Annotated in this window: 12 protein-coding genes; 8 read left to right on the plus strand and 4 right to left on the minus strand. The window is 71.6% G+C overall.

The window, feature by feature from the left end; all coding sequences use genetic code 11:
- Positions 1–124: 124 nt before the first annotated feature.
- Positions 125–2,029, plus strand: a complete 1,905-nt coding sequence (locus GFH49_RS02840) for a glycosyltransferase family 2 protein (RefSeq protein WP_155054135.1) — start codon at positions 125–127, stop codon at positions 2,027–2,029.
- A gap of 176 nt (positions 2,030–2,205) precedes the next feature.
- Here GFH49_RS02840 and GFH49_RS02845 read toward each other — a convergent pair whose 3' ends face one another.
- The 3 genes from GFH49_RS02845 to GFH49_RS02855 all read right to left on the minus strand — a co-directional run bounded on the left by GFH49_RS02845 (position 2,206) and on the right by GFH49_RS02855 (position 6,961).
- On the minus strand, positions 2,206–3,036 hold the full coding sequence (locus GFH49_RS02845) for a class I SAM-dependent methyltransferase (protein WP_155054136.1): 831 nt from the start codon (positions 3,034–3,036) through the stop codon (positions 2,206–2,208).
- Positions 3,037–3,391: 355 nt separating this feature from the next.
- On the minus strand, positions 3,392–4,459 hold the full coding sequence (locus GFH49_RS02850; protein ID WP_155054137.1) for a glucose-1-phosphate thymidylyltransferase: 1,068 nt from the start codon (positions 4,457–4,459) through the stop codon (positions 3,392–3,394).
- 45 nt (positions 4,460–4,504) lie between these two features.
- Entirely contained in the window at positions 4,505–6,961 is a 2,457-nt protein-coding gene (locus GFH49_RS02855) for a SpoIIE family protein phosphatase (protein ID WP_155054138.1), read from the minus strand.
- A 163-nt stretch (positions 6,962–7,124) separates the two neighbouring features.
- Between GFH49_RS02855 and GFH49_RS02860 the strand changes: the two genes are divergently transcribed.
- Positions 7,125–9,275 carry a SpoIIE family protein phosphatase gene (locus GFH49_RS02860; protein ID WP_155054139.1) on the plus strand — a complete coding sequence of 717 codons (2,151 nt, stop codon included), beginning with the start codon at positions 7,125–7,127 and terminating at the stop codon, positions 9,273–9,275.
- A 115-nt stretch (positions 9,276–9,390) separates the two neighbouring features.
- Here GFH49_RS02860 and GFH49_RS02865 read toward each other — a convergent pair whose 3' ends face one another.
- Complete coding sequence (locus GFH49_RS02865; RefSeq protein ID WP_155054140.1) at positions 9,391–10,779, minus strand: S1 family peptidase; 1,389 nt, start codon at positions 10,777–10,779, stop codon at positions 9,391–9,393.
- A 623-nt stretch (positions 10,780–11,402) separates the two neighbouring features.
- Here GFH49_RS02865 and GFH49_RS02870 point away from each other — a divergent pair.
- The 6 genes from GFH49_RS02870 (at position 11,403) to GFH49_RS02895 (ending at position 20,521) form a co-directional block, all read left to right on the plus strand.
- Complete coding sequence (locus GFH49_RS02870; RefSeq protein ID WP_155054141.1) at positions 11,403–11,618, plus strand: type A2 lantipeptide; 216 nt, start codon at positions 11,403–11,405, stop codon at positions 11,616–11,618.
- A gap of 118 nt (positions 11,619–11,736) precedes the next feature.
- Positions 11,737–12,543, plus strand: coding sequence for an HlyD family efflux transporter periplasmic adaptor subunit (locus tag GFH49_RS02875; RefSeq protein WP_155054142.1), 807 nt, complete (start codon positions 11,737–11,739; stop codon positions 12,541–12,543).
- The gene (locus GFH49_RS02880; RefSeq protein WP_155054143.1) at positions 12,540–14,765 is read left to right on the plus strand and encodes an NHLP family bacteriocin export ABC transporter peptidase/permease/ATPase subunit; all 2,226 of its coding nucleotides are present in this window, start codon (positions 12,540–12,542) and stop codon (positions 14,763–14,765) included. The genes GFH49_RS02875 and GFH49_RS02880 overlap by 4 nt, the downstream gene beginning before the upstream one ends.
- A gap of 1 nt (position 14,766) precedes the next feature.
- Positions 14,767–17,583, plus strand: coding sequence for an NHLP bacteriocin export ABC transporter permease/ATPase subunit (locus GFH49_RS02885; protein WP_155054144.1), 2,817 nt, complete (start codon positions 14,767–14,769; stop codon positions 17,581–17,583).
- Between the two features lie 148 nt (positions 17,584–17,731).
- The gene (locus GFH49_RS02890) at positions 17,732–19,231 is read left to right on the plus strand and encodes an MFS transporter (protein WP_155054145.1); all 1,500 of its coding nucleotides are present in this window, start codon (positions 17,732–17,734) and stop codon (positions 19,229–19,231) included.
- Positions 19,232–19,513: 282 nt separating this feature from the next.
- Complete coding sequence (locus GFH49_RS02895; RefSeq protein WP_155054146.1) at positions 19,514–20,521, plus strand: Ppx/GppA family phosphatase; 1,008 nt, start codon at positions 19,514–19,516, stop codon at positions 20,519–20,521.
- Positions 20,522–20,603 lie beyond the last annotated feature (82 nt).

Here is a 20,603-nt window from a genome sequence, read left to right on the forward strand (position 1 = left end):
CGCGACGATCGGCGCCACGCGGTGGAGCCGGTCAGTGCCGACCCAGGCGAACGGGTTAGCATCGGGCAACGCCCGCCGTGTAAGAGTGGAAACGGGAAGCGAACTAAAGGGGGCTCAAGCCGGAATGCCGGTCAAGGTCAGCGTGGTCATCCCGGTGTACAACCCGGGGCCGTACGTCGAGGACTGCATCGCCTCGCTGCTGAGACAGTCGCTGCCACCCGACGAATACGAAGTGATCTTCGTCGACGACGGCTCCACCGACGAGACCCCGGCCCGCCTCGACGCGCTCGCCGCCGCCCACCCCGGTCTGATCCAGGTCATCCACCAGGAGAACTCCGGCTGGTCGGGCAAGCCCCGCAACGTCGGCATCGCCGCCGCCAAGGGCGAGTTCGTGATGTTCGTCGACAATGACGACTACCTGGGCGACGAGGCCCTGGAGCGGATGTACGACTACGGCGTGGCCAACGGAGCCGATGTCGTCGTAGGAAAGATGGCGGGCAAGGGCCGCGGGGTTCCGGTGGAGCTGTTCCGCCGCAACCATCCGCACGCCACCGTCGAGAACGCCCCGCTGATCGACAGCCTCACCCCGCACAAGATGATCCGCCGGGAGTTCCTCGACCGGATCGACCTGCGCTTCCCCGAGGGCCGGCGGCGGCTGGAGGACCACGTCTTCATCACGGAGGCGTATCTGCGCGCGGACAACGTCTCGGTGCTCAGCGACTACGTCTGCTACTACCACATCAAGCGGGACGACGCCGCGAACGCGGGCTTCCAGCGCTTCGACCCCGTCGCATACTTCAAGAACCTGTGTGAGGCCCTCGACATCGTCGACCGCTACACCGAGCCGGGGCCGGTGCGGGACCGGCTGCACCGGCGCTGGCTGCGGGTGGAGATGGTCGAGCGGATGCGTGGCCGCCGGCTGCTGGGGTGGCCGGCCGACTACCGCAAGGAGTTGTTCGACGCGATGCGCGGTGTCGTCGTCGAGCGCTTCGGCCCGGGTGTCGCGGCCGGGATGCAGCCGACCCAGCAGGTCGTCGCCGCGCTGATCGCCGCCGACCGGTACGCCGACGTCGAGGCCTTCGCGGAATGGGAGGCCTCCGTCGTACCGAAGGCCGTGCCGGAGTCCCTGACCTGGCAGGACGGCACGCTGCGGATCGCCTTCACCGCCGAGTACGTCTCGCGCGGCACTCCGCTGCTGTTTCCCGCCGACGGGGTCCGCAGGCCGCTGGACGTGTCCGATGCGCTCGCCTGGGTCGCCGCGGACACCGTCGCCCGGTTCGGCGAGGCCCGGGTGGATCTGCTGCTGCGCGAGCGCTCCAGTGCCGCCCGGTACTTCCAGCCGGTGGAGTTCACCCGCGAGCGGATCGAGGACGGGGACGCGGTACGGCTGGTGCTGAAGGCCAAGGCCACCGTGGATCCCACAGCCGTCGCGGGCGACGGTGTGTGGGACGCGTTCGTCCGTGTCCGGCTGGGCGGCTGGACCAAGGAGTGCCGGCTCGGTCCCGCCCCTCAGGACGCCCGCCGGGCCCCGTACGCCGCTGTCGTGGGCGGCCGTGTGGTGCTGCCGCACTGGAACGAACCGAACGCCGGCCTCTCCCTGGACATCGACCGCGCGAGCACGCGGCTCGGCCCCGGCGGGTTGTCGCCGGACGCCGTCTCGGTCTCCGGCGGCCGGCTCCGCGCCGCGCTGCCGCTGTACGTCGCCGGTGAGACCGAGGTCCTGCTGCGTGTCGGGTCCGGTGACGCGAAGGTCGACGGGCCGGGAACCCTGTACGCGGACGGATCGGGGGCGCGGCTGGAGGCCGCGGTGCCCGCCGGCCGTCTGAAGGGCGGCGCGGCCTGGAAGGTGGCGATCAGCCCGCGCACCACGGCACCGCGTTTCCTCGCGCTGCCGTTCGCGCTCAGGTCCGGTATCGGCGGGGTGCGCGTGGTGCGGAAGGAGTCTCCCGGCGTGCTGCGGCCGCTGCGGCGCTCGGTGGGCAGGACGGTACGGAAGGCGGCGGGCGCCCTCAGGAATCGGAGGGCGTGAACGATCGTGCGACGCCACCGGATACGCGGGGTGCGGGACATCCCGTCGGTGCTGTCGGATAAGGACGCGTCCGCATACGTCAGTATGCGCGACTGCCCCCGCCGGGATCGAGTGCTTCGCTGCACTCGATCCCGGCGGGGGCTCCGGTCATTTCCCGCGAGGGTTTCCCGCGAGGGTCAGGACTTCGCGTAGCGTTCCTTCAGGGCACGCCGCTTGTTGGTGCCTTCGGCATTCTTGCCCTTTTCGATGATCACCAGGTTGTGGTAGAAGTGCACGGCGACGATGTTGCGGTCCGTGTACGTCGGCTCATAGTTCTCGTCCACGAATTCCTCGTAATTCAGCCCGTCGGTCAGCCGCTTCAGCAGTCCCATGCTGGTGTCCCGGGCGTCGAGGTCCTCGCTGCCCATCCATTCGGGCCAGTACGACGACTGTGTGTCCTCGACGGCATAGATGCCACCGTCCTTGAGGCGGGGGAAGAGCGTGGCGAACGTCGTGATCACATGCGGACTGCGGTGACTTCCGTCGTCGATGATGACGTCGAGTTCGCCGATCTTGTCGGCGACGGCGTTCAGGGACTCGGGGTCCGACTGGTCGCCGACGAAGGTCGTGATGCGGTCCTCGTCGACAAATGACTTGTCCTGGATGTCCATTCCGAAGATCTGCGCGTTCGGGAAGAACGCCTTCCACATGCGCAGCGAGGCCCCTCCCTGGCCGGCCCGGCTGTAACCGCCGATCCCGATCTCCAGAAGATTGAACGAATCGTCCTTGAGATGCTGGAGATGACGCTGGTAGTGCTGGGTGTAACGGTGCGCACCCCATTTGTCGGTCTTGAAGTGCAGGGCAAGTTTGTTGAGATCGCCGGAGATCGCCGCGAGTCCGGTCGGCTTCGGTGGCGCGGGCGGCGGGGACGACGGGGGCTTCTGGCCGGACAGGCGCCGCTTCAGCCGGCGCAGCACCCGCACGTTCTTCTCACCCAGTGCGGTCTTCATGGCTGCTCGAATCGGCACAGGCAATCTCCTTGCGAATATGGGGCATTGCTTCATTCAGGGCGTCCCGCCAGTCACGCGGGGCCGGCAGGCCGATCTGCTGCCACCGGCCGTGCGCGAGGGCCGTCGGCGGCTGAGGCCTGAGTCGGGAGTGGCGTCGTCCGCCCGGAGGGCGGAGCGGGCGGCGATGGGGGTCCCCCCGCACGCGCTCGGGTTCGGGCGTCGGGGAACGTGCTCTCGGCGGGCCGGGCGGAGGCCTTCGTACGGGACGTACTCGGACTCCCGCCCGGTGTGGCGAGGGGGCGCCCGCCGGGGCAGCGGCTGATGTCGCTGCGACGCCGGCCGGCAGGCGCCACTTCGCCGGTGACGAGGAGGTTCATGAGTGGATCTGCACCTTGCTGTGGTCTCCGAGGACGAGTCGATGAGCACTGGGCACATTCGGCGCCGGGGTCACCTGGACGTGCCGGCCGATGAGGGAGCTCTCGATCCGGCCCACTCCGTCGATCGAGGAGTCCCGCAGGACGATGGAGAACTCCAACTCGCTGTGGGTGATACGGCAGTTCTCCGCGACGGAGGTGAACGGGCCGACGTAGGAGTCGCTGACGACGGTTCCGGCGCCGATGACGCAGGGGCCGACGACGCGTGAGTTGGTGACGCGCGCGCCCTCCTCGACCACGACCCGCCCGATGGTCTCGGACCGCTCGTCCACCGTGCCGTCGATGCGGCGATCGAGGCCCTCCAGGACGGTCCGGTTCACCTCAAGCATGTCGACGACGTTCCCGGTGTCCTTCCAGTAGCCCCGGATGACCGTGGAGCGGACGTCGGCGTGGGCGTCGATGAGGTGCTGGATGGCGTGGGTGATCTCCAACTCGCCGCGCCAGGACGGCTCGATGGCCCGTACGGCGTCGTGGATCGCCGGGGTGAACAGGTAGACGCCGACCAGGGCGAGGTCGCTCTTGGGGTGTTCCGGCTTCTCCTCCAGGCAGATCACCTGCCCGGACGGGTCGAGTTCGGCGACGCCGAAGGCGCGCGGGTCGGGCACGCGGGTGAGCAGGATCTGGGCGTCGGGGCGGTTTCTGCGGAAGCCGTCGACGAGTTCGGTGATACCGCCGACGACGAAGTTGTCGCCGAGGTACATCACGAAGTCGTCGTCGCCGAGGTAGTCACGGGCGATCAGCACCGCGTGGGCCAGCCCCAGCGGCCGCTCCTGCGGGATGTAGGTGACCCGCAGGCCGAACTTCGATCCGTCGCCGACCGCGTCCTGGATCTCGGCCGCGGTGTCGCCGACGATCATGCCCACTTCTGTTACGCCCGCGGCGGCGACGGACTCCAACCCGTAGAACAACACAGCCTTGTTGGCCACCGGAACGAGTTGTTTGGCCGATGTGTGGGTGATCGGCCTCAACCGTGTACCGGCGCCCCCGGACAACACGAGAGCCTTCATCTGGTTCACCATAGCCTCGATCGCCGGAAAGGGAACGTTCACCCTTCATTTGGTCCGCTCAAGGGCGATCTCGCTCCACACCTGCTTGCCGCCGCTGACCGGAACGGTCCCCCAGGACCCGGACATGGCCTCGACGAGGAGGATGCCGCGACCGCCGGTGGCCTCCCAGCCGATGCTGGCCGGCTTGATCGGGCTGCGGGGCGAGGCGTCGGCGACCGCGACGCGCAGCCGGTTGCTGACGAGGGTGAGGTCGAGGCGGACCCGGCCGTCGGTGTGCACCAGGGCGTTGGTGACCAGTTCGGAGACCACCAGGAGGACGGCGTCCTGTTCCTCGGTCACCCCCCAGGCGCGCAGGGTGCGCCGGGTGAAGCGGCGGGCGTGCCGGACGGCCTCGGGGACGCGCCACACCGTCCAGCTCTCCCGCAGCGGGCGTACGGCCATGCCGTCGTAGCGCAGCAGGAGCAGGGCCACGTCGTCGCTGCGGCGGGCGTTGCCGAGGAGGGCGTCGGCGACGAGGCCGAGGTGGGCGGGGTCGGAGGCGGCGAGTGCCCGGGCGAACCGGTCCATGCCGTCGTCGATGTCGGCGTCGGCGGACTCGACCAGGCCGTCGGTGGTCAGGGCGACCAGCGTGCCCGGCTGCAGCCGCAGCGGGTTCATCGGGAACTCGGTCTGCGTGACCACGCCGAGCGGCGGCCCGCCCTCCGCCTCGGCGATCTCCGTGCTGCCGTCGGGGTGGCGCAGTACCGGCGGCAGGTGGCCGGCGCGCACGCACCAGGCGGAGCCCTCCTCCATGGCGATGTCGACATAGCAGCAGGTGGCGAAGAGGTCGGTCTCCAGCTCCATCAGGAGCCGGTTGGCGTGCGAGACCACGACGTCGGGCGGGTGTCCTTCGGCGGCGTAGGCGCGCAGGGCCGTGCGCATCTGGCCCATCAGGGTGGCGGCGCCGGCGCTGTGGCCCTGGACGTCGCCGATGACGAGGGCGACATGGTGGTCGGGCAGCTGGATCACGTCGTACCAGTCGCCGCCGAGTTCCAGTCCCGCGGTGCTGGGCAGGTAGCGGGCGACGGCTTCCGCGCCGGGCAGCCGGGGCAGGCGGCGCGGCAGCAGCTGGCGCTGGAGCATGCCGACGAGTTCGTGTTCGGCGTCGAAGGCGCGGGCCCGCATCAGGGCCTGCCCGGCGAGGCCGGCGCAGGCGGTGAGCAGGGCACGCTCGTCGGGTCCGAAGTCGTGCGGGGTGTCCCAGCCGATCAGGCAGGCGCCGGCCATCCGGCCCGCGCCGGGCAGCGGCAGGACGGCGAGCCCGCCCGGACCGACCTCGGCGAGCGCGGGCTCCAGGGCGGTGCCGGCGGGCCAGATCCGGGCGCGGCCCTCGCGCAGGGCGGCGGCGAGGGTGGGCATCGCGCGCACGGGCGCGTCGGGCCACTCGGAGCGCCACTCCGAGCGCCACAGCTCGGGCCAGGACTCCGGTTCGGGCGGATCGAGGACGGTCACGACGAGCCGCTCCGCCTCCAGCTCGGCGAGCGCGATCCGGTCGGCCCGCAGCGGCCCGCGCAGCGCCGACACGACGGCCTGGCCGACGTCGCGTACGGTCCCGGCGATGGCCAGCGCGGCGGCCAGCCGCTGGACGCGGGCCACGTCGGTGACGTCGGAGCGCAGCTTGGACGCGTCGGCGACCGTTCCGACGAGCCGGGCCTGGCGGCCCTCGCCGCCCGGCAGCAGTCGGCCGCGCAGCCGCAGCCACTTGGGCGGCCCGGCGGGCTGCAGGACCCGGAACTCCAGCTCGCGGTCGCCGATGGACATGTGGTCGGCCTCGACGACGGACATCAGGGACGGCAGGTCCTCGGGGACGGTCAGGCCCAGCAGGGTCTCGACCCGGCCGTCGAAGTCCGCCGGGTCGAGACCGAACAGCTCCAGGATGTCGTCGCCGATCTCGACGCGGCCGGTGTCCATGGCGAGGCTGAACGCGCCCGCGGGCAGTTCGCCGCCTTCGGCGGACGCCGGCGGGACGGGCGAGGCGACCGCGTCGGCGATCAGTTCGAGGCAGGCACGGTCCTCGGTGTCGTAGCCCTCGGGGCTGTCACTCAGCGCGACGAGCGCGCCGCCGCCGTCACCGCGCACGGGCAGGGCGGCCAGGTGGAACTCCCGGGAGGGCACCCGCCGCGACTCGGCTCCCTCGGCGAGTTCCTGCGGGCCGAGCCACACGGCCTGCCCGGAGCGGTGCGCGCCGGCCAGCGGGGACCGGCCGGACACCGGATAGCTGTCGCGCAGGCCGTACAGCGTCCGGGGCACGCCCGCCGACTCGACCAGGCACAGCACTTCGCCGTCCTCGCTCGGGGTGTACACGGCGGCGAACGAGGCCCGCGCGAAGACGAGGACCTGTTCGAGCATCCGGCGCAGCCGGCCGGGGGCCTCGGGATCGGCCGTCAGCGTCTTGAGGGCGGTTTCGGCACGCAGGGTTCGCGTTCCGCGTTCCGCATCGCCCTCAGTGACCACGTCCGTCATTACAGCGCGTATGGGGCGCGCGCGCAGCCCCTGTGACCGCTCGGCGACGACGTGCCTCCACCTGCGCCTGCCGGGCCCCGCTCGTGGTGCGCTCGCCGTGCGCGACGGCCGGGCACGAGAGAGATTTGATCCCAAGAACCCGTCCGCGCGGCCGTGCGAGGAGGTGGTCGGCGTGTCCGACGGGCAGCGGTCGCCCGCACGCGTGCCGGCGGCCGCCAGGACGCGGGTCGGCCGTCCGCTGCTGTCGCTCGCGCTGGCCTCGATGATGGACGAGGTCCACGCGCACGCCGGAGCGGTGTATCTGCTGGCCGCCGACGAGCCGGTGCTGGAGATGGCGGTGATGGCGGGGCTGCCCCGGGCGTTCGCCGCCCCGTGGGAGCGGATCGGTCTGAGCGCCCCGGTCCCGGTGGCGGACGCGCTGCGGGAGCGGCGGCTGGTCTGGGTCGGCGGCGAGGAGGACATGGCACGCCGCTATCCGCGCATCGCCGTGGTACTCCCCTACCCGTTCGCGCTGGCGGCGCTGCCGGTGGCGACGCCGGCCACCCAGTACGGGGCCGTCTTCGTGACCTGGCCGGGTACCCATCCGCCGGAGCTGTCCGAGCGGGAGCGTGACCACCTGACGGCCGCCTGCGACCGGTTGGCGGTACGGCTGGAGCGCGCCGTGCGGGACAGCCACCCGCCGCACCCCGAGCCGGATCTGCTGGCGGAGCCGCCGCTCGGCGGGACGGCCGGCACGCTCGGTACGGTCGAGGCGGCGCGGATGGTGGCGCGGCTGCCGTACGGCCTGTGCTCGCTGGATATGCAGGGCCGGATCTCTTTCGCCAACGCGGCGGCGGCCGAGCTGATCGGGGTGCCGGCGAGCGGTCTGCTGGGCACGCAGCTGTGGGCGGCGGTGCCCTGGCTGAACGATCCGGTGTACGAGGACCGCTACCGGGCCGCGCTGATCAGCCAGCAGTCCACGTCGTTCGTGGCGCTGCGCCCGCCGGGCGACTGGCTGTCGTTCCGGCTGTATCCGAGTACGACCGGGCTGAGTGTGCGCATCAGCCGGGCGCGGGCCGTGTCCGAGTTGAGCAGGGGCGGGCCGCAGCCGGGCGGTGCGCCGACCCGGCTGGTCACCATCTCCCAGGTGCTGAGCCTGGCCGGCGCGCTCACCGAGGCCGTGAGTGTGCAGGACGTGGTGCAGCTGGTCGCCGACGAGATCGCGCCGGCCGTGGGCAGCCAGGCCCTGGTGGTCCTGGGCTCACGCGGGGGCCGGCTGCATGTGCTCGGGCATCGCGGCTACCCGGACCGGCACCTCGTGGAGCGGTTCGACGGGCTGCCGCTGACCGAGCGGACGCCGGGCACGCACGCCCTGAGCAGCGGGGTGCCCGCGTTCTTCGAGTCGCGGGAGCAGCTGGAGCGCCTGTACCCGGTGCGGCACACACCCCCGGACCCCTTCGCGGCCTGGGCGTATCTGCCGCTGATCGCCTCCGGCCGGCCGGTGGGGACCTGTGTGCTCGCCTATGCCGAGCCGCACCCCTTCCCCACCGACGAGCGGGCCGTGCTCACCAGCCTGGGCGGGCTGATCGCGCAGGCGCTGGAGCGGGCGCTGCTCTACGACGCCAAGCACCAGCTCGCGCACGGGCTGCAGGCGGCGCTGCTGCCGCACTCGCTGCCGCGGCTGCCCGGCGTCGACGCCGCCGCGCGCTATCTGCCCGCGACGCGGGGCATGGAGATCGGCGGTGACTTCTACGACCTGGTGCCGAGCCGGCCGCTGGCCGCCGCGGTGATCGGGGACGTGCAGGGACACAACGTGACGGCGGCGGGGCTGATGGGGCAGCTCCGTACCGCCGTGCGTGCGTACACGGCCGTCGGGCAGGCTCCCGAGGAGGTCATGCGCAGCACCAACCGGCTGCTGATCGACCTGGGTGCCGATCTGTTCGCCAGCTGTCTGTATCTGCGGCTCGATCCCGCGCGCGGGATGGCCGTGATGGCGCGGGCCGGGCATCCGCCGCCGCTGCTGCGCCGGGCGGACGGCCGGGTCCGGGTGCTCGACCTGGCGGGCGGTCCGCTGCTGGGCATCGATGCCTCGGCCACGTATCCGACGACGGAGGTCGATCTCGCGCCCGGCTGTGTGCTCGCCCTCTACACCGACGGGCTGATCGAATCCCCCGGCCTCGACATCGAGGACGCGCTCGCCGGTCTCGGGCAGCGGCTCGGCGAGGCCGGGGACCTGCCCCTCGACGAGCTGGCGGACCGGCTGGTGGAGCGGAGCGCGGCGACCGAGGAGCGGCTGGACGACGTGGCGTTGCTGCTGCTGCGGGCGCGGGAGTGAGGGAGCGTCAGCGCGGCCCCCGCGCACAGGTGGTCCGGCCCTCCCGCCGGAGGGCCGGACCACGTTCCTGCGGATCTGCTGGGATCCGTGCGCCGGAATCGGCGGAATCGGCGGGTCAGTTCACGCCGACGCCGTTGCCGACGATCTCGCCGAGGCCGTTGCCGGTGCCATCGGCGTTGCCCGCACCGGCTTCCTCACCGGCACCGGCCTCTTCACCGGCACCGGCCTCTTCACCGACACCGGCCTCTTCACCGGCACCGGCTTCCTCGCCCGCTCCGGCCTCTTCACCGGCGCCCGCATCCTCACCGGCGCCCGCATCCTCACCGGCGCCCGCATCCTCACCGGCGCCCGCGTCCTCACCGCCGGCCTCGTCACCGGCGCCACCCGCCGCGCCGCCGTCGCCGAGGGTCGCGCCGACCGCTGCCAGCGCCGTGGTGACCGGCTGGAAGAACGTCTCGCCGCCGACGGTGCAGTCGCCGCTGCCGCCGGAGGTCAGGCCGATGGCGCTGCCGTCCTGCGTGAACATCGAGCCGCCGCTGTCGCCGGGCTCGGCGCAGACGTCCGTCTGGATGAGGCCGGTGACCGTGCCCTCCGGGTAGTTCACCGTGGCGTCGAGGCCGGTGACGGTCCCGTCGGCGAGGCCGGTGGTGCTGCCCATCCGGAAGACTTCCTGGCCGACGGCGGCTTCCGCGGCCTGGGTGATGGCGACGGTCTGGTCGCCGGTGTTGACCTCGCTCGGGGCCACGGTCGCCGGGTCGTCGTACTTGACGAGCGCGAAGTCGCCCTCGCCGGGGAAGACGGCCTGGTCGACGGTGCCGATCGGCGCCCCCACCTCGGAGTCCGACCACTCGGCCGCGGCGACCCCGCAGTGGCCCGCGGTGAGGAAGGCGGGGGTGCCGTCGCCCGCGGTGACGTTGAAGCCGAGGGAGCAGCGCGCGCCGCCGCCGAAGATGGCGTCGCCGCCGGACGCGAACGTCTTGAACGTGCCCGCGGACTTCGTGATCGTCGCCATGTCCGAACCGAGGCTCTGGACGGTCGACTCCAGTCTGTCCCAATTGGCGCCGGTGACCGTGGAGTCGGCGGTGACCTGGAGCTTGTTGGTGCGCGGGTCGACGGCCCAGGCCGTGCCCGGAATGGTCGCCTCGGCCTTCAGGGTCGCCGCGCCGGCCTCCAGTTCGGCCATGCTGTTGTCGACCTGGCGGACCTCCGCGCCGGCCTCCTCGGCCTGCACGATCACCTCGTTGTTGTCGCCGATCACGTTGATGATCAGCTGCTGATCGCCTTCGTCGTAGTAGGAACCGGCGTAGGCGTCGCCGAGCAGCTCGGCGAGCTGCGAGGCGAGATCCGAGGCGTCCGCCGCCTGCAGAGTCTTTGGCGCGGCGGCGTCCGACGCGCCGTCCTGGGACGCGTTCGCGTTGGGCAGCAGGATCGCGGCGGCACCGAGCGCCGCGACGCCGCCCGCTGCTATCGCGGCCTTGCGCTTCGGAATTCGCTTGTGACTCAAACTTCTCGACCTCCCGGGGACGGGGTCTGTGCTGCCGTGCGGCAACTGTTGGGGCGCCTGGATGGCCAGAGGTACGCAGGGGGCGCCCGGTGCGTTCAATTCCGCTTTCCGGGCACGCCGATTCGGCCACGGTCGGCTCTCCGCACGCGCACGCCGCGCGACCGACACGTTCAGTATTCGATCAATTACGGTCTGCTTGGAATCACGAACGGAATCCCGGCTTCAGGGAATCTGCACACTGACTGCGCAACCAAGTCACCGGGAACGAGAGTTCTGCACAAACTCACGCCTCCCGGCACGCCTTTGGGGCCGGAGTGTCGGATTCTCCCGCGCGACGGGAAGAGGGCGGCACGCGCCGATGCCGTGCCGGATGTGAAGAACTCGCCACCGAGCCGTGCGCAGACCTGCACGGAACGGGGCCCGTGTGACTCAAGTGCGCTGGTGGGACCGTTGGTTGATTGGAAGCCCACGGTGGCCGCGTGCTTTGATCCGTTGCACCGCGGGGGCCGCGAAGGGACCCCGGAAACGGGCGCCCGTGCACCTGCGGTTCGCGGCCTTCGGTCTGTCCCCAGAAGGGGGCCGCTCCCCCCTTGTGAAATATCCATACGAAGGGAAGTTCCATCATGAACTCCACCCCCCAGGTTGAGACCGTCGAGATCTCCGACGCCGAGCTGGACAACGTCTCGGGCGGCCTGTCCCTGAACGCCCTTGGCACCGTCACCGGTCTCGTGGACAGCGTTGCTCCGGTTTCCGGCCTGGTCAACTCGGCCGTCGGCACGGTTGAGGGCACCACCGGCCTGGACACCGCCCCGGTCACCAGCCTGGTCGCCGGTCTCTGACCGCAGCCTGTGCCGTAGAGTCCCGGAGCCGTACCCCGGCTCCGGGTCTTTCGGTTGCCGTCATCCAGCCGGTTCGTGAGAACCGGTCCGTTGTCGTCTGCAGGTGAGGGAAAGTTCCGTGCAGTTCCGCCAGCAGGCCCTCGCCAGACTCCAGTCACCGGAGGAACTCGACCTTCCGGTGCGTTTCGCCCGCCCCCAGGGCTGGCTCGTCCTCTCCGTGACGGTGGTCGTCATGGCGGCCGCCTCGGTGTGGGCGGTGACCGGTTCGGTGGCCTCCACGGTCAGTGCGCCCGCCATCCTCACGCACGGACAGGGCAGTTACATCCTGCAGAGCCCGGTCGCGGGCCAGGTCACCGCGATCCTCGCCGAGGAGGGCGAGCGGCTGCCCGCGAACTCGCCGGTCCTGAAGGTCCGTACGAACGACGGCGAAACCGTCGTGCGCACCATCGCGGCCGGCCGGCTCACCGCGCTCGCCGCCACCATCGGGCAGATCATCTCCACCGGCGCGAACGTCGCCGCCGTGGAGAAGGTCGCCCGCGCCAAGGACCCGCTGTACGCGACGGTGTACGTGCCCGCCCAGAACGCGGCCTCCATCCCCGCGAACGCGGCCGTCGACCTGACCGTCCAGTCCGTGCCGACCCAGGAGTACGGCGTGCTGCGCGGCCATGTGAAGTCGGTGGACCGCTCGGCCCAGTCGGCGCAGCAGATCGCCGCGTTCCTCGGGGACAGCCAGCTGGGCGAGCAGTTCACCGAGGACGGCAGGCCGGTGGCCGTACTGGTCAGGCTCGACAAGGAGAAGAGCACCAAGAGCGGCTACAAGTGGTCGTCCGCGGACGGGCCGCCGTTCGCCCTGACCTCCATGACCGCGGCCGAGGGCCAGATCCGGCTGGCCGATCAGCATCCCGTCGACTGGCTGCTGCCGTGAGCGCCGCACAGGAGACCCGCGGCAGGCGCCGGGCCGCGCCGCCGAAGCGCCGCCCGGTGCCCAAGGGCCGGGGCAAGAGCGTCCGCACCCCCACCGTGCTCCAGATGGAGGCCGTCGAGTGCGGCGCCGCCTCCCTCGCGATGGTGCTCGGCCACTTCGGACGGCATGTCCCGCTGGAGGAGCTGCGCATCGCGTGCGGCGTGTCCCGGGACGGCTCGCGCGCCAGCAACCTGCTGAAGGCGGCGCGCAGTTACGGCCTGACCGCCAAGGGCATGCAGATGGACACCGCGGCCCTCGCCGAGGTGAAGGCCCCCGCCATCCTGTTCTGGGAGTTCAACCACTACGTCGTCTACGACGGCATGGGGCGCCGCTTCGGCCGCCGCGGGGTGCACATCAACGACCCCGGTAAAGGCCGCCGCTTCGTGCCCATGGAGGACTTCGACACCAGCTTCACGGGCGTCGTCCTGGTCATGGAGCCGGGCGAGGAGTTCGAGAAGGGCGGCCGCAAGCCGGGCGTCCTCGGCACGATGCCCGCCCGGCTGCGGGGCACCGCGGGCACGATGCCCGCCGCGGTGCTGGCGAGCCTGCTGCTGGTGGTGGTCGGCGCGGCGGTGCCCGCGCTGAGCCGCACCTACATCGACATGTTCCTCATCGGGGGCCAGACCTCCCTGCTCGGCGTGCTGTTCTTGTCGATGGGGACGTGCGTGCTGCTCACGCTCGTGCTGACCTGGCTGCAACAGGCGAACCTGCTGCGCGGGCGCATCATCTCCTCCACCCTCTCCAGCGCCCGCTTCCTGCGCCATCTGCTGCGGCTGCCGGTGACGTTCTTCTCCCAGCGCAGCCCGGCCGACCTGGTGCAGCGCCTCCAGTCGAACGACCAGGTGGCGGAGACGCTCGCCCGCGATCTCGCGGCGGCGGGCGTGGACGCGGTGGTCGTGGTCCTCTACGCCGTCCTCCTCTACACGTACGACCCCCAGCTCACCTTCGTCGGCATCGGCGTCGCGCTGCTGAACGTGGTGGCGATGCGGGTCGTCATCCGGCTCCGCGCGACCCGGACGGCGAAGCTGCGCGCCGACAGCGCCCGGCTCACCAACACCGCCTATACGGGTCTGCAGCTGATCGAGACGATGAAGGCGACCGGCGGCGAGGACGGCTACTTCCGCAAGTGGGCCGGGCAGCACGCCACCACGCTGGAGGAACAGCAGCGGCTGGGCGTGCCGAGCGCCTGGCTGGGCGTGGTCGCGCCGACGCTCGCCACCCTCAACAGCGCGCTCATCCTGTGGATCGGCGGCATGCGGGCGGTCGAGGGCCATATATCCGTCGGCCTGCTGGTCGCCTTCCAGGCGCTGGTCACCCGCTTCACCGCGCCGATCACCCGCCTCAACGGCGTCGCCGGCCGCATCCAGGACTTCGCCGCCGACGTGGCCCGGCTGAAGGACGTCGAGAACTTCCAGGCCGACCCGCTCTACGGCCGCTCCGGCACCGGCGACTCGACGCGCCGACTGCACGGGCACATCGAGCTGCAGAACATCACCTTCGGCTACAACCCGCTCGACAAGCCCCTGCTCACCGGCTTCGACCTGACCGTCGGCCCGGGCCGGCAGGTCGCGCTGGTCGGCGGCTCGGGCAGCGGCAAGTCCACGGTGTCCCGCCTCATCTCGGGCCTCTACACCCCCTGGGACGGCGTCATCCGCATCGACGGACAGCGCCTCGACGACATCCCGCGCGGCGCGCTCGCCGCCTCCGTCTCCTTCGTCGACCAGGACGTCTTCCTCTTCGAGGGCACCGTCCGGGACAACGTGGCCCTGTGGGACCCGTCGATCCCGGACGAGGCGGTGGTGGACGCGCTGCGGGACGCGGCCCTGCACGACGTCGTCATGCGCAGGCCGGGCGGGATCCGGAGCCGGGTGGAGCAGGACGGCCGGAACTTCTCCGGCGGGCAGCGGCAACGCCTGGAGATCGCCCGGGCGCTGGTGCGCAGACCGAGCATCCTCGTCCTCGACGAGGTGACCAGCGCCCTGGACGCGGAGACCGAGCTGGAAGTGATGGACAACCTGCGCAAGCGCGGCTGCGCCTGCGTGGTCATCGCCCACCGGCTCAGCACCGTGCGCGACAGCGACGAGATCGTCGTACTCCAGCACGGCACGGTCGTGGAACGCGGGCGGCACGACGCCCTGGTGGCAGCGGGCGGCGCGTACGCCGCGCTGGTCAAGGAGCGGTGAGATGACGTCCGTTCACGAGGGCGACCTGGTCCTCGGCGCGCTCGGTCAGATGGGCACGCCGATCGACTGCACCGGGCAGGGCCGCCTCGACCTCGAAGGCCCGCAGGTGCTGTGGCTGGTCGCGTCCGGCGCCATGGACCTGTTCGCGGTCGACGCCGGGCAGCAGGGCCACTGGCACCACCTCGGCCGCCTGGAGACGGGCTCGCTGCTGCTCGGCCCGGTCCCGGGCCCGCAGCACACGCTCGTCGCCCGCCCGGCCCGGGGCTGCGTCGTGCACCGCATCGGGCTGCGCGAGCTGTACCAGCCCGCGAACACCCAGACCTGGTCGTACGACGAGTACGGCAACCCCCAGTACGTCCCGCCCACGACGAGCCCGCTGGAGTACGCCCTCGCCCTCGGCGTCGGCCGCAGCCTGTCCATCCTCTTCCAGGCACCGATGGCCGGTGACACGGCCGCCGCGCCCACCGACGACGACGTGTTCTGGATGCAGGTGCCGCCCGGCAGCGTGCAGTACGGCTCCCTGTACGGCGCGGAAGCAGCCGCCGACCTGCTGATGGACCCGGGCGTCTGGCAGGGCATGGTCGACCAGCAGTACCGGCTGCTGTCGACGCTGGACCGCTGGATCGAGCAGCTGGAGCGCACCCACGAGACCCGGACCGCGGCCGGCATCAAGGCCGGTGAGGCGGTCCGCGCCGAGGCCGACCGGACACTGCTCGCGTCGATCGGCAAGTCGTCGGGGAAGCGTGCGACGGCCGCCGACGCGGACGCCTCCTACGCCGCCTGCAAGCTGGTCGCCCAGGCCGCCGGAATCACCCTCGCGCAGCCCGCGCAGACCGGCACCGGAAGTGACCGGCTCGATCCGGTCGAGCAGGTCGCCGTCGCGTCCCGCGTGCGCACCAGGACCGTACGCCTGGACGGCCGCTGGTGGCGGGACAACGTCGGTCCGATGGTCGGCCACCGGGCGCTGTCCGGAGCGCCGGTCGCCCTGCTGTGGCGGCGTGGCGGTTATGTCGCCGTCCATCCGGCGACCGGCCGGGAGACGCCGGTCGAGAAGGCCAACGCGGAGGAGTTCGAGCCGCGTGCGGTGATGTTCTACCGTCCGCTGCCGGACCGCGCGCTCAGCCCGCTGCGGCTGCTGCGGTTCAGCATGCGGGGCACGAGCGGCGATCTGACGAGCCTCGTCGTCAGCGGCCTGGTCACGGTGGCCATCGGCGCTCTGGTGCCGATCGCGACCGGCAAGGTGCTCGGCGAGTTCGTGCCGAAGGCCCAGACCGGGCTGATCGTGCAGGTCTGTCTGGCGGTGATGGTCAGCAGCGTGGTGGCGGCGGCCTTCATGCTGCTGCAGAACCTGACGATCCTGCGCCTGGAGGGCCGTATCGAGGCGACGCTCCAGCCGGCCGTGTGGGACCGCCTGCTCAGGCTGCCGACGAAGTTCTTCACCGAGCGGTCGACGGGCGAGCTGGCCAGCGCCGCCATGGGCATCAGCTCCATCCGCCGGCTCATGGCGGGAGTCGGCCCGGTTCTCGCCCAGTCGCTGACCGTCGGTGTGATGAACCTGGCGCTGCTGTTCTGGTACAGCGTCTCCATGGCCCTCGCCGCGATCGGCATGCTGGTGGTGATCGCCGCCGTGTTCCTGGGGCTCGGACTGTGGCAGGTGCGCTGGCAGCGGCGGCTCGTCGTGCTCGGCAACAAGCTCAACAACCAGGCCTTCCAGACGCTGCGCGGCCTGCCGAAGCTCAGGGTCGCGGCGGCGGAGAACTACGCGTACGCCGCCTGGGCGTCGGAGTTCGCCCGCAGCCGCGAGTTGCAGCAGAAGGCGGGCCACGTCAAGAACCTCAACGCGGTGCTGAGCGCGGTGTATCTGCCGCTGTGCACGCTGCTGATGTTCATGCTGCTGGCCGGTCCGGCGCGCGGTGACATGTCGGCGGCGGCGTTCCTCACCTTCAGCACGTCGGTGACGATGCTGCTGACCTCCGTCACCCAGCTCACCGGCGCCTTCGTGTCGGCGGTGGCCGCGCTGCCGCTGTTCGAGGAGATCAAGCCGGTGCTGGACGCGACGCCCGAGGTGCGCACGGCGAGCACCCGGCCGGGACCGCTGACCGGGGCGATCGAGACACGGCGGCTGTCGTTCAGGTACTCGGACGACGGCCCGCTGGTCCTGGACGACGTGTCGTTCGAGGTGCGGCCGGGCGAGTTCGTGGCGATCGTCGGGCCCAGCGGCTGCGGCAAGTCGACGCTGCTGCGGCTGCTCATCGGCTTCGACAAACCGGTCTCGGGCAGTGTGCTGTACGACGGCCAGGACCTCGCGGCCCTCGACCAGTCCGCCGTACGCAGGCAGTGCGGGGTGGTGCTGCAGCACGCGCAGCCGTTCACCGGTTCCATCCTGGACGTCATCTGCGGCACCGAGCCCTACACGCCCGAGGAGGCGATGGCCGCCGCGGCGATGGCGGGGCTCGCCGAGGACATCCAGCGGATGCCGATGGGGCTGCACACCATCGTCGCGGGCAACGGCGCGATATCCGGCGGCCAGCGGCAGCGGCTGATGATCGCCCAGGCGCTGATCCGCCGGCCCCGCATCCTCTTCTTCGACGAGGCGACCAGCGCCCTCGACAACGAGACGCAGCGCACGGTCATCGAGAGCACCAAGGCGCTCAACGCCACCCGCATCGTCATCGCCCACCGCCTGTCGACGGTGCTGGACGCCGACCGCGTGATCGTGATGGAGGACGGCAAGGTCGCCCAGCAGGGTCCGCCCGCGCAGCTGCTCGCGGACACCGGCGGACGGCTGCACGAGCTGGTGAAACGGCAGATGGCGTAGCGCACGTCACACGTTCCCACCCCAGCGAAACGTTGCCGTTTCGCAGGAACCGGCATAGCCTCTACGTGTACGAAACAGTTTCGTTTATGGCCTCTTTGCCTTCGACGACGCCTGTGCCCTTCGAACGACTTCCCTGGAGTGGTTCCCGATGTCCCAGAACACCCTGGCCGAAGACACCCGCACGGGTGCCGCGGCACCGACCGAGGCCTCCTCGAAGCGGTGGTGGATCCTCGCGATCATCGCGCTCGCCCAGCTGATGGTGGTTCTCGACGCCACGATCGTGAACATCGCCCTGCCGTCGGCCCAGGCCGACCTCGGCTTCTCCGACGGCGACCGGCAGTGGGTCGTGACCGCGTACGCGCTCGCCTTCGCCTCCCTGCTGCTGCTCGGCGGACGGATCGCCGACCTGTTCGGCCGCAAGCCCGCCTTCCTCGTGGGGGTCGTCGGCTTCGGTGCCGTCTCCGCGCTCGGCGGCGCCGCGACCAGTTTCGAGATGCTGGTCGTCGCCCGTGCCCTCCAGGGTGTCTTCGCCGCCCTGCTCGCGCCCGCCGCGCTCTCCCTGCTCAACACCACCTTCACCGACGCCCGTGAGCGCGCCCGGGCGTTCAGCGTGTACGGCGCCATCGCGGGCGCCGGTGGCGCGGTGGGCCTGCTCCTCGGCGGCATCCTGACCGACGCGCTGGACTGGCGCTGGACGCTGTACGTCAACGTGGCCATCGCCGTGGTCGCCGTCATCGGCGGCTGGATGCTGCTGAGCAACCACCGCGACGCCGCGAACTCCAAGCTGGACGTACCGGGCACGATCCTGGTCGCCGGAGGTCTGTTCAGCCTGGTCTACGGCTTCTCGAACGCCGAGACGCACGACTGGTCCTCGCCTCAGACCTGGGGCTTCCTGGTCGCGGGTGGCGTGCTGCTGGTGGCCTTCACCTGGTGGCAGACCCGTGCGTCGCACCCGCTGCTGCCGCTGCGCATCCTGCTCGACCGGGACCGTGCGGCCTCGTTCCTGGCCGTGCTGATCACCGGCGCCGGAATGTTCGGTGTGTTCCTCTTCCTCACCTACTACCTCCAGTTGAACCTGGGCTTCAGCCCGACGAAGACCGGCGTGGCCTTCCTGCCGATGGTCGCGGCGCTGATGGTCTCGGCGCAGGTCGGCACCACGGTGCTGATACCGCGGATCGGCCCCAAGGCCGTGATCCCGCTGGGCTTCGCGATCGGCGTGGCCGGCATGGCCTGGCTGACCGGCATCGAGGTCGGCTCGGACTATGTGAGCGCGGTGCTGCCGCAGCTGATCGTCGTCGGCCTGGGCCTCGGCATGGTGATACCGCCGGCCATGCAGATGGCGACCGGCGGAGTGGCGGCCGAGGACGCGGGCGTGGCCTCCGCCACCGTCAACGCCATGCAGCAGGTGGGCGGTTCGATCGGTACGGCGCTGCTCAACACGCTCGCCGCGAGCGCCGCGACGGACTACCTCTCCGGCCGGGACGCCACGAGCGAGGCGGTGCAGGCACAGGCCACCATCGAGAGCTACACCACCGCCTTCTGGTGGTCGGCGGGCCTCTTCGCGGCAGGCGCGGTGATCGCGTTCCTGCTCTTCCGCCGCGGGGTGCCGCAGCAGGACCCGGACGCCGCGCCGGTCGTCCACATGTGACCCGTACCGCCTCCTGACCGAGGGGCCGCCGTCTGCAGGGAGACGGCGGCCCCTCATCGCTGCCGGGGATCGGTGGCCTCCGTGCTGTTCTGGTGCGGGGCCTTCGCCGGAGTCGGGTGGTGGGCGTTGGCGCGTCGGTACGAGGAGCCCGCCCGCGCAGGCCGGTCCGGTACCGCGCACGAGCGCAACCGGCGGGCCGCGCCGGGCCGATGGCCGCGGCTGACACCGTTGCGCCGGGAGTGCTCCCGTTCGTCCGTCCGTCAGCTGGGTACCCCTGGATCCATGCGAATCAGCGTGGTGGATGTCGGGTCGAACACGGTCCGGCTGGTGGTGGCGGATGCGGCCGGCGGGGTGCCGCTGCCGGTCCATACCGCCAAGTGGCGCCTGAGGTTGTCCGAGGAGGTCAGGCCCGGCGGCCGGATTCCCGAGGCGGCCGTGGAACGGCTCATCGACGCGGTCTTCGAGGCGAGCGCGACCGCCGCGAAGTGGGGTGCGGCCGATCCGCTGGCCTTCGCCACGGCTGTGGTGCGCCACGCCCCGAACCGGCAGGACGTCCTGCGCACCGTGCAGGGGCGCACCGGAGTCGAGCTGTGCACCCTGCCGGGCGAGGTCGAGGCCGAGCTCACGTTTCTGGGCGCCCGGCGCTGGATGGGCTGGCAGTCGGGGCCGCTCGCGCTGCTCGACATCGGCGGCGGTTCCCTCGAAGTCGCCTTCGGCCGCGGCCGGTTGCCGGACTTCGCGGCCTCGCTGCCGCTCGGCGCGGGACGGCTGACGCGTGAGTTCTTCGACGGCCAGGATCCACCGCCGATGGACTCGGTGAAGGCGCTGCGCCGCAAGGTCCGGCACCAACTGCGGGACGTGGCGGCCCGGATCCGCTGGGAAGGGCCACGCACCGCGGTCGTCACTTCACGTACGTTCCAGCAGTTGGGGCGGCTGTGCGGAGCCCCGCCCGGCCGTAAGGGCCCGTTCGCCGAACGGCTGTTGCACCGCGCGGACCTGCGCGCCGCCATCGGCCGGCTGGCCGCGCTGCCCGCCGCCGAGCGCGCCGAACTTCCCGGCATCTCCGCGCCGCGCGCCGCGCAGAGCCTGGCCGGCGCGGTGGTCGGGCACACCGCGATGAAACTGACCGGCCTCAGCACGGTCACCCTCTGCCCCTGGGCACTCCGCGAGGGCATCCTGCTGCGGCACCTCGAAGACGGCTCCTCCTGGTGGGCGGAGATCGCCCGGCACGCCCGGGAACCTGCTCCCTGGGACCCGGTACCCCTGCGGGTCGCGACCGCGCCGGACTGACGCAGCCGAGCCGCCCCGGACACCCGCGCGCACCCCCGCCCACTCCACTCCATACACCTTGACCGCCACGGCCCGCCCCTCA

This window comes from Streptomyces blattellae, from assembly GCF_009709555.1.
Taxonomy (GTDB): domain Bacteria; phylum Actinomycetota; class Actinomycetes; order Streptomycetales; family Streptomycetaceae; genus Streptomyces; species Streptomyces blattellae.

Excerpts from the sequence above, each read along its gene's own strand:
- GFH49_RS02840 (WP_155054135.1), top strand. The coding sequence starts at position 125 with ATGCCGGTCAAGGTCAGCGTGGTCATCCCGGTGTACAACCCGGGGCCG.
- GFH49_RS02850 (WP_155054137.1), bottom strand. The coding sequence starts at position 4,459 with ATGAAGGCTCTCGTGTTGTCCGGGGGCGCCGGTACACGGTTGAGGCCG.
- GFH49_RS02855 (WP_155054138.1), bottom strand. The coding sequence starts at position 6,961 with ATGACGGACGTGGTCACTGAGGGCGATGCGGAACGCGGAACGCGAACC.
- GFH49_RS02870 (WP_155054141.1), top strand. The coding sequence starts at position 11,403 with ATGAACTCCACCCCCCAGGTTGAGACCGTCGAGATCTCCGACGCCGAG.
- GFH49_RS02885 (WP_155054144.1), top strand. The coding sequence starts at position 14,767 with ATGACGTCCGTTCACGAGGGCGACCTGGTCCTCGGCGCGCTCGGTCAG.
- GFH49_RS02890 (WP_155054145.1), top strand. The coding sequence starts at position 17,732 with ATGTCCCAGAACACCCTGGCCGAAGACACCCGCACGGGTGCCGCGGCA.
- GFH49_RS02895 (WP_155054146.1), top strand. The coding sequence starts at position 19,514 with ATGCGAATCAGCGTGGTGGATGTCGGGTCGAACACGGTCCGGCTGGTG.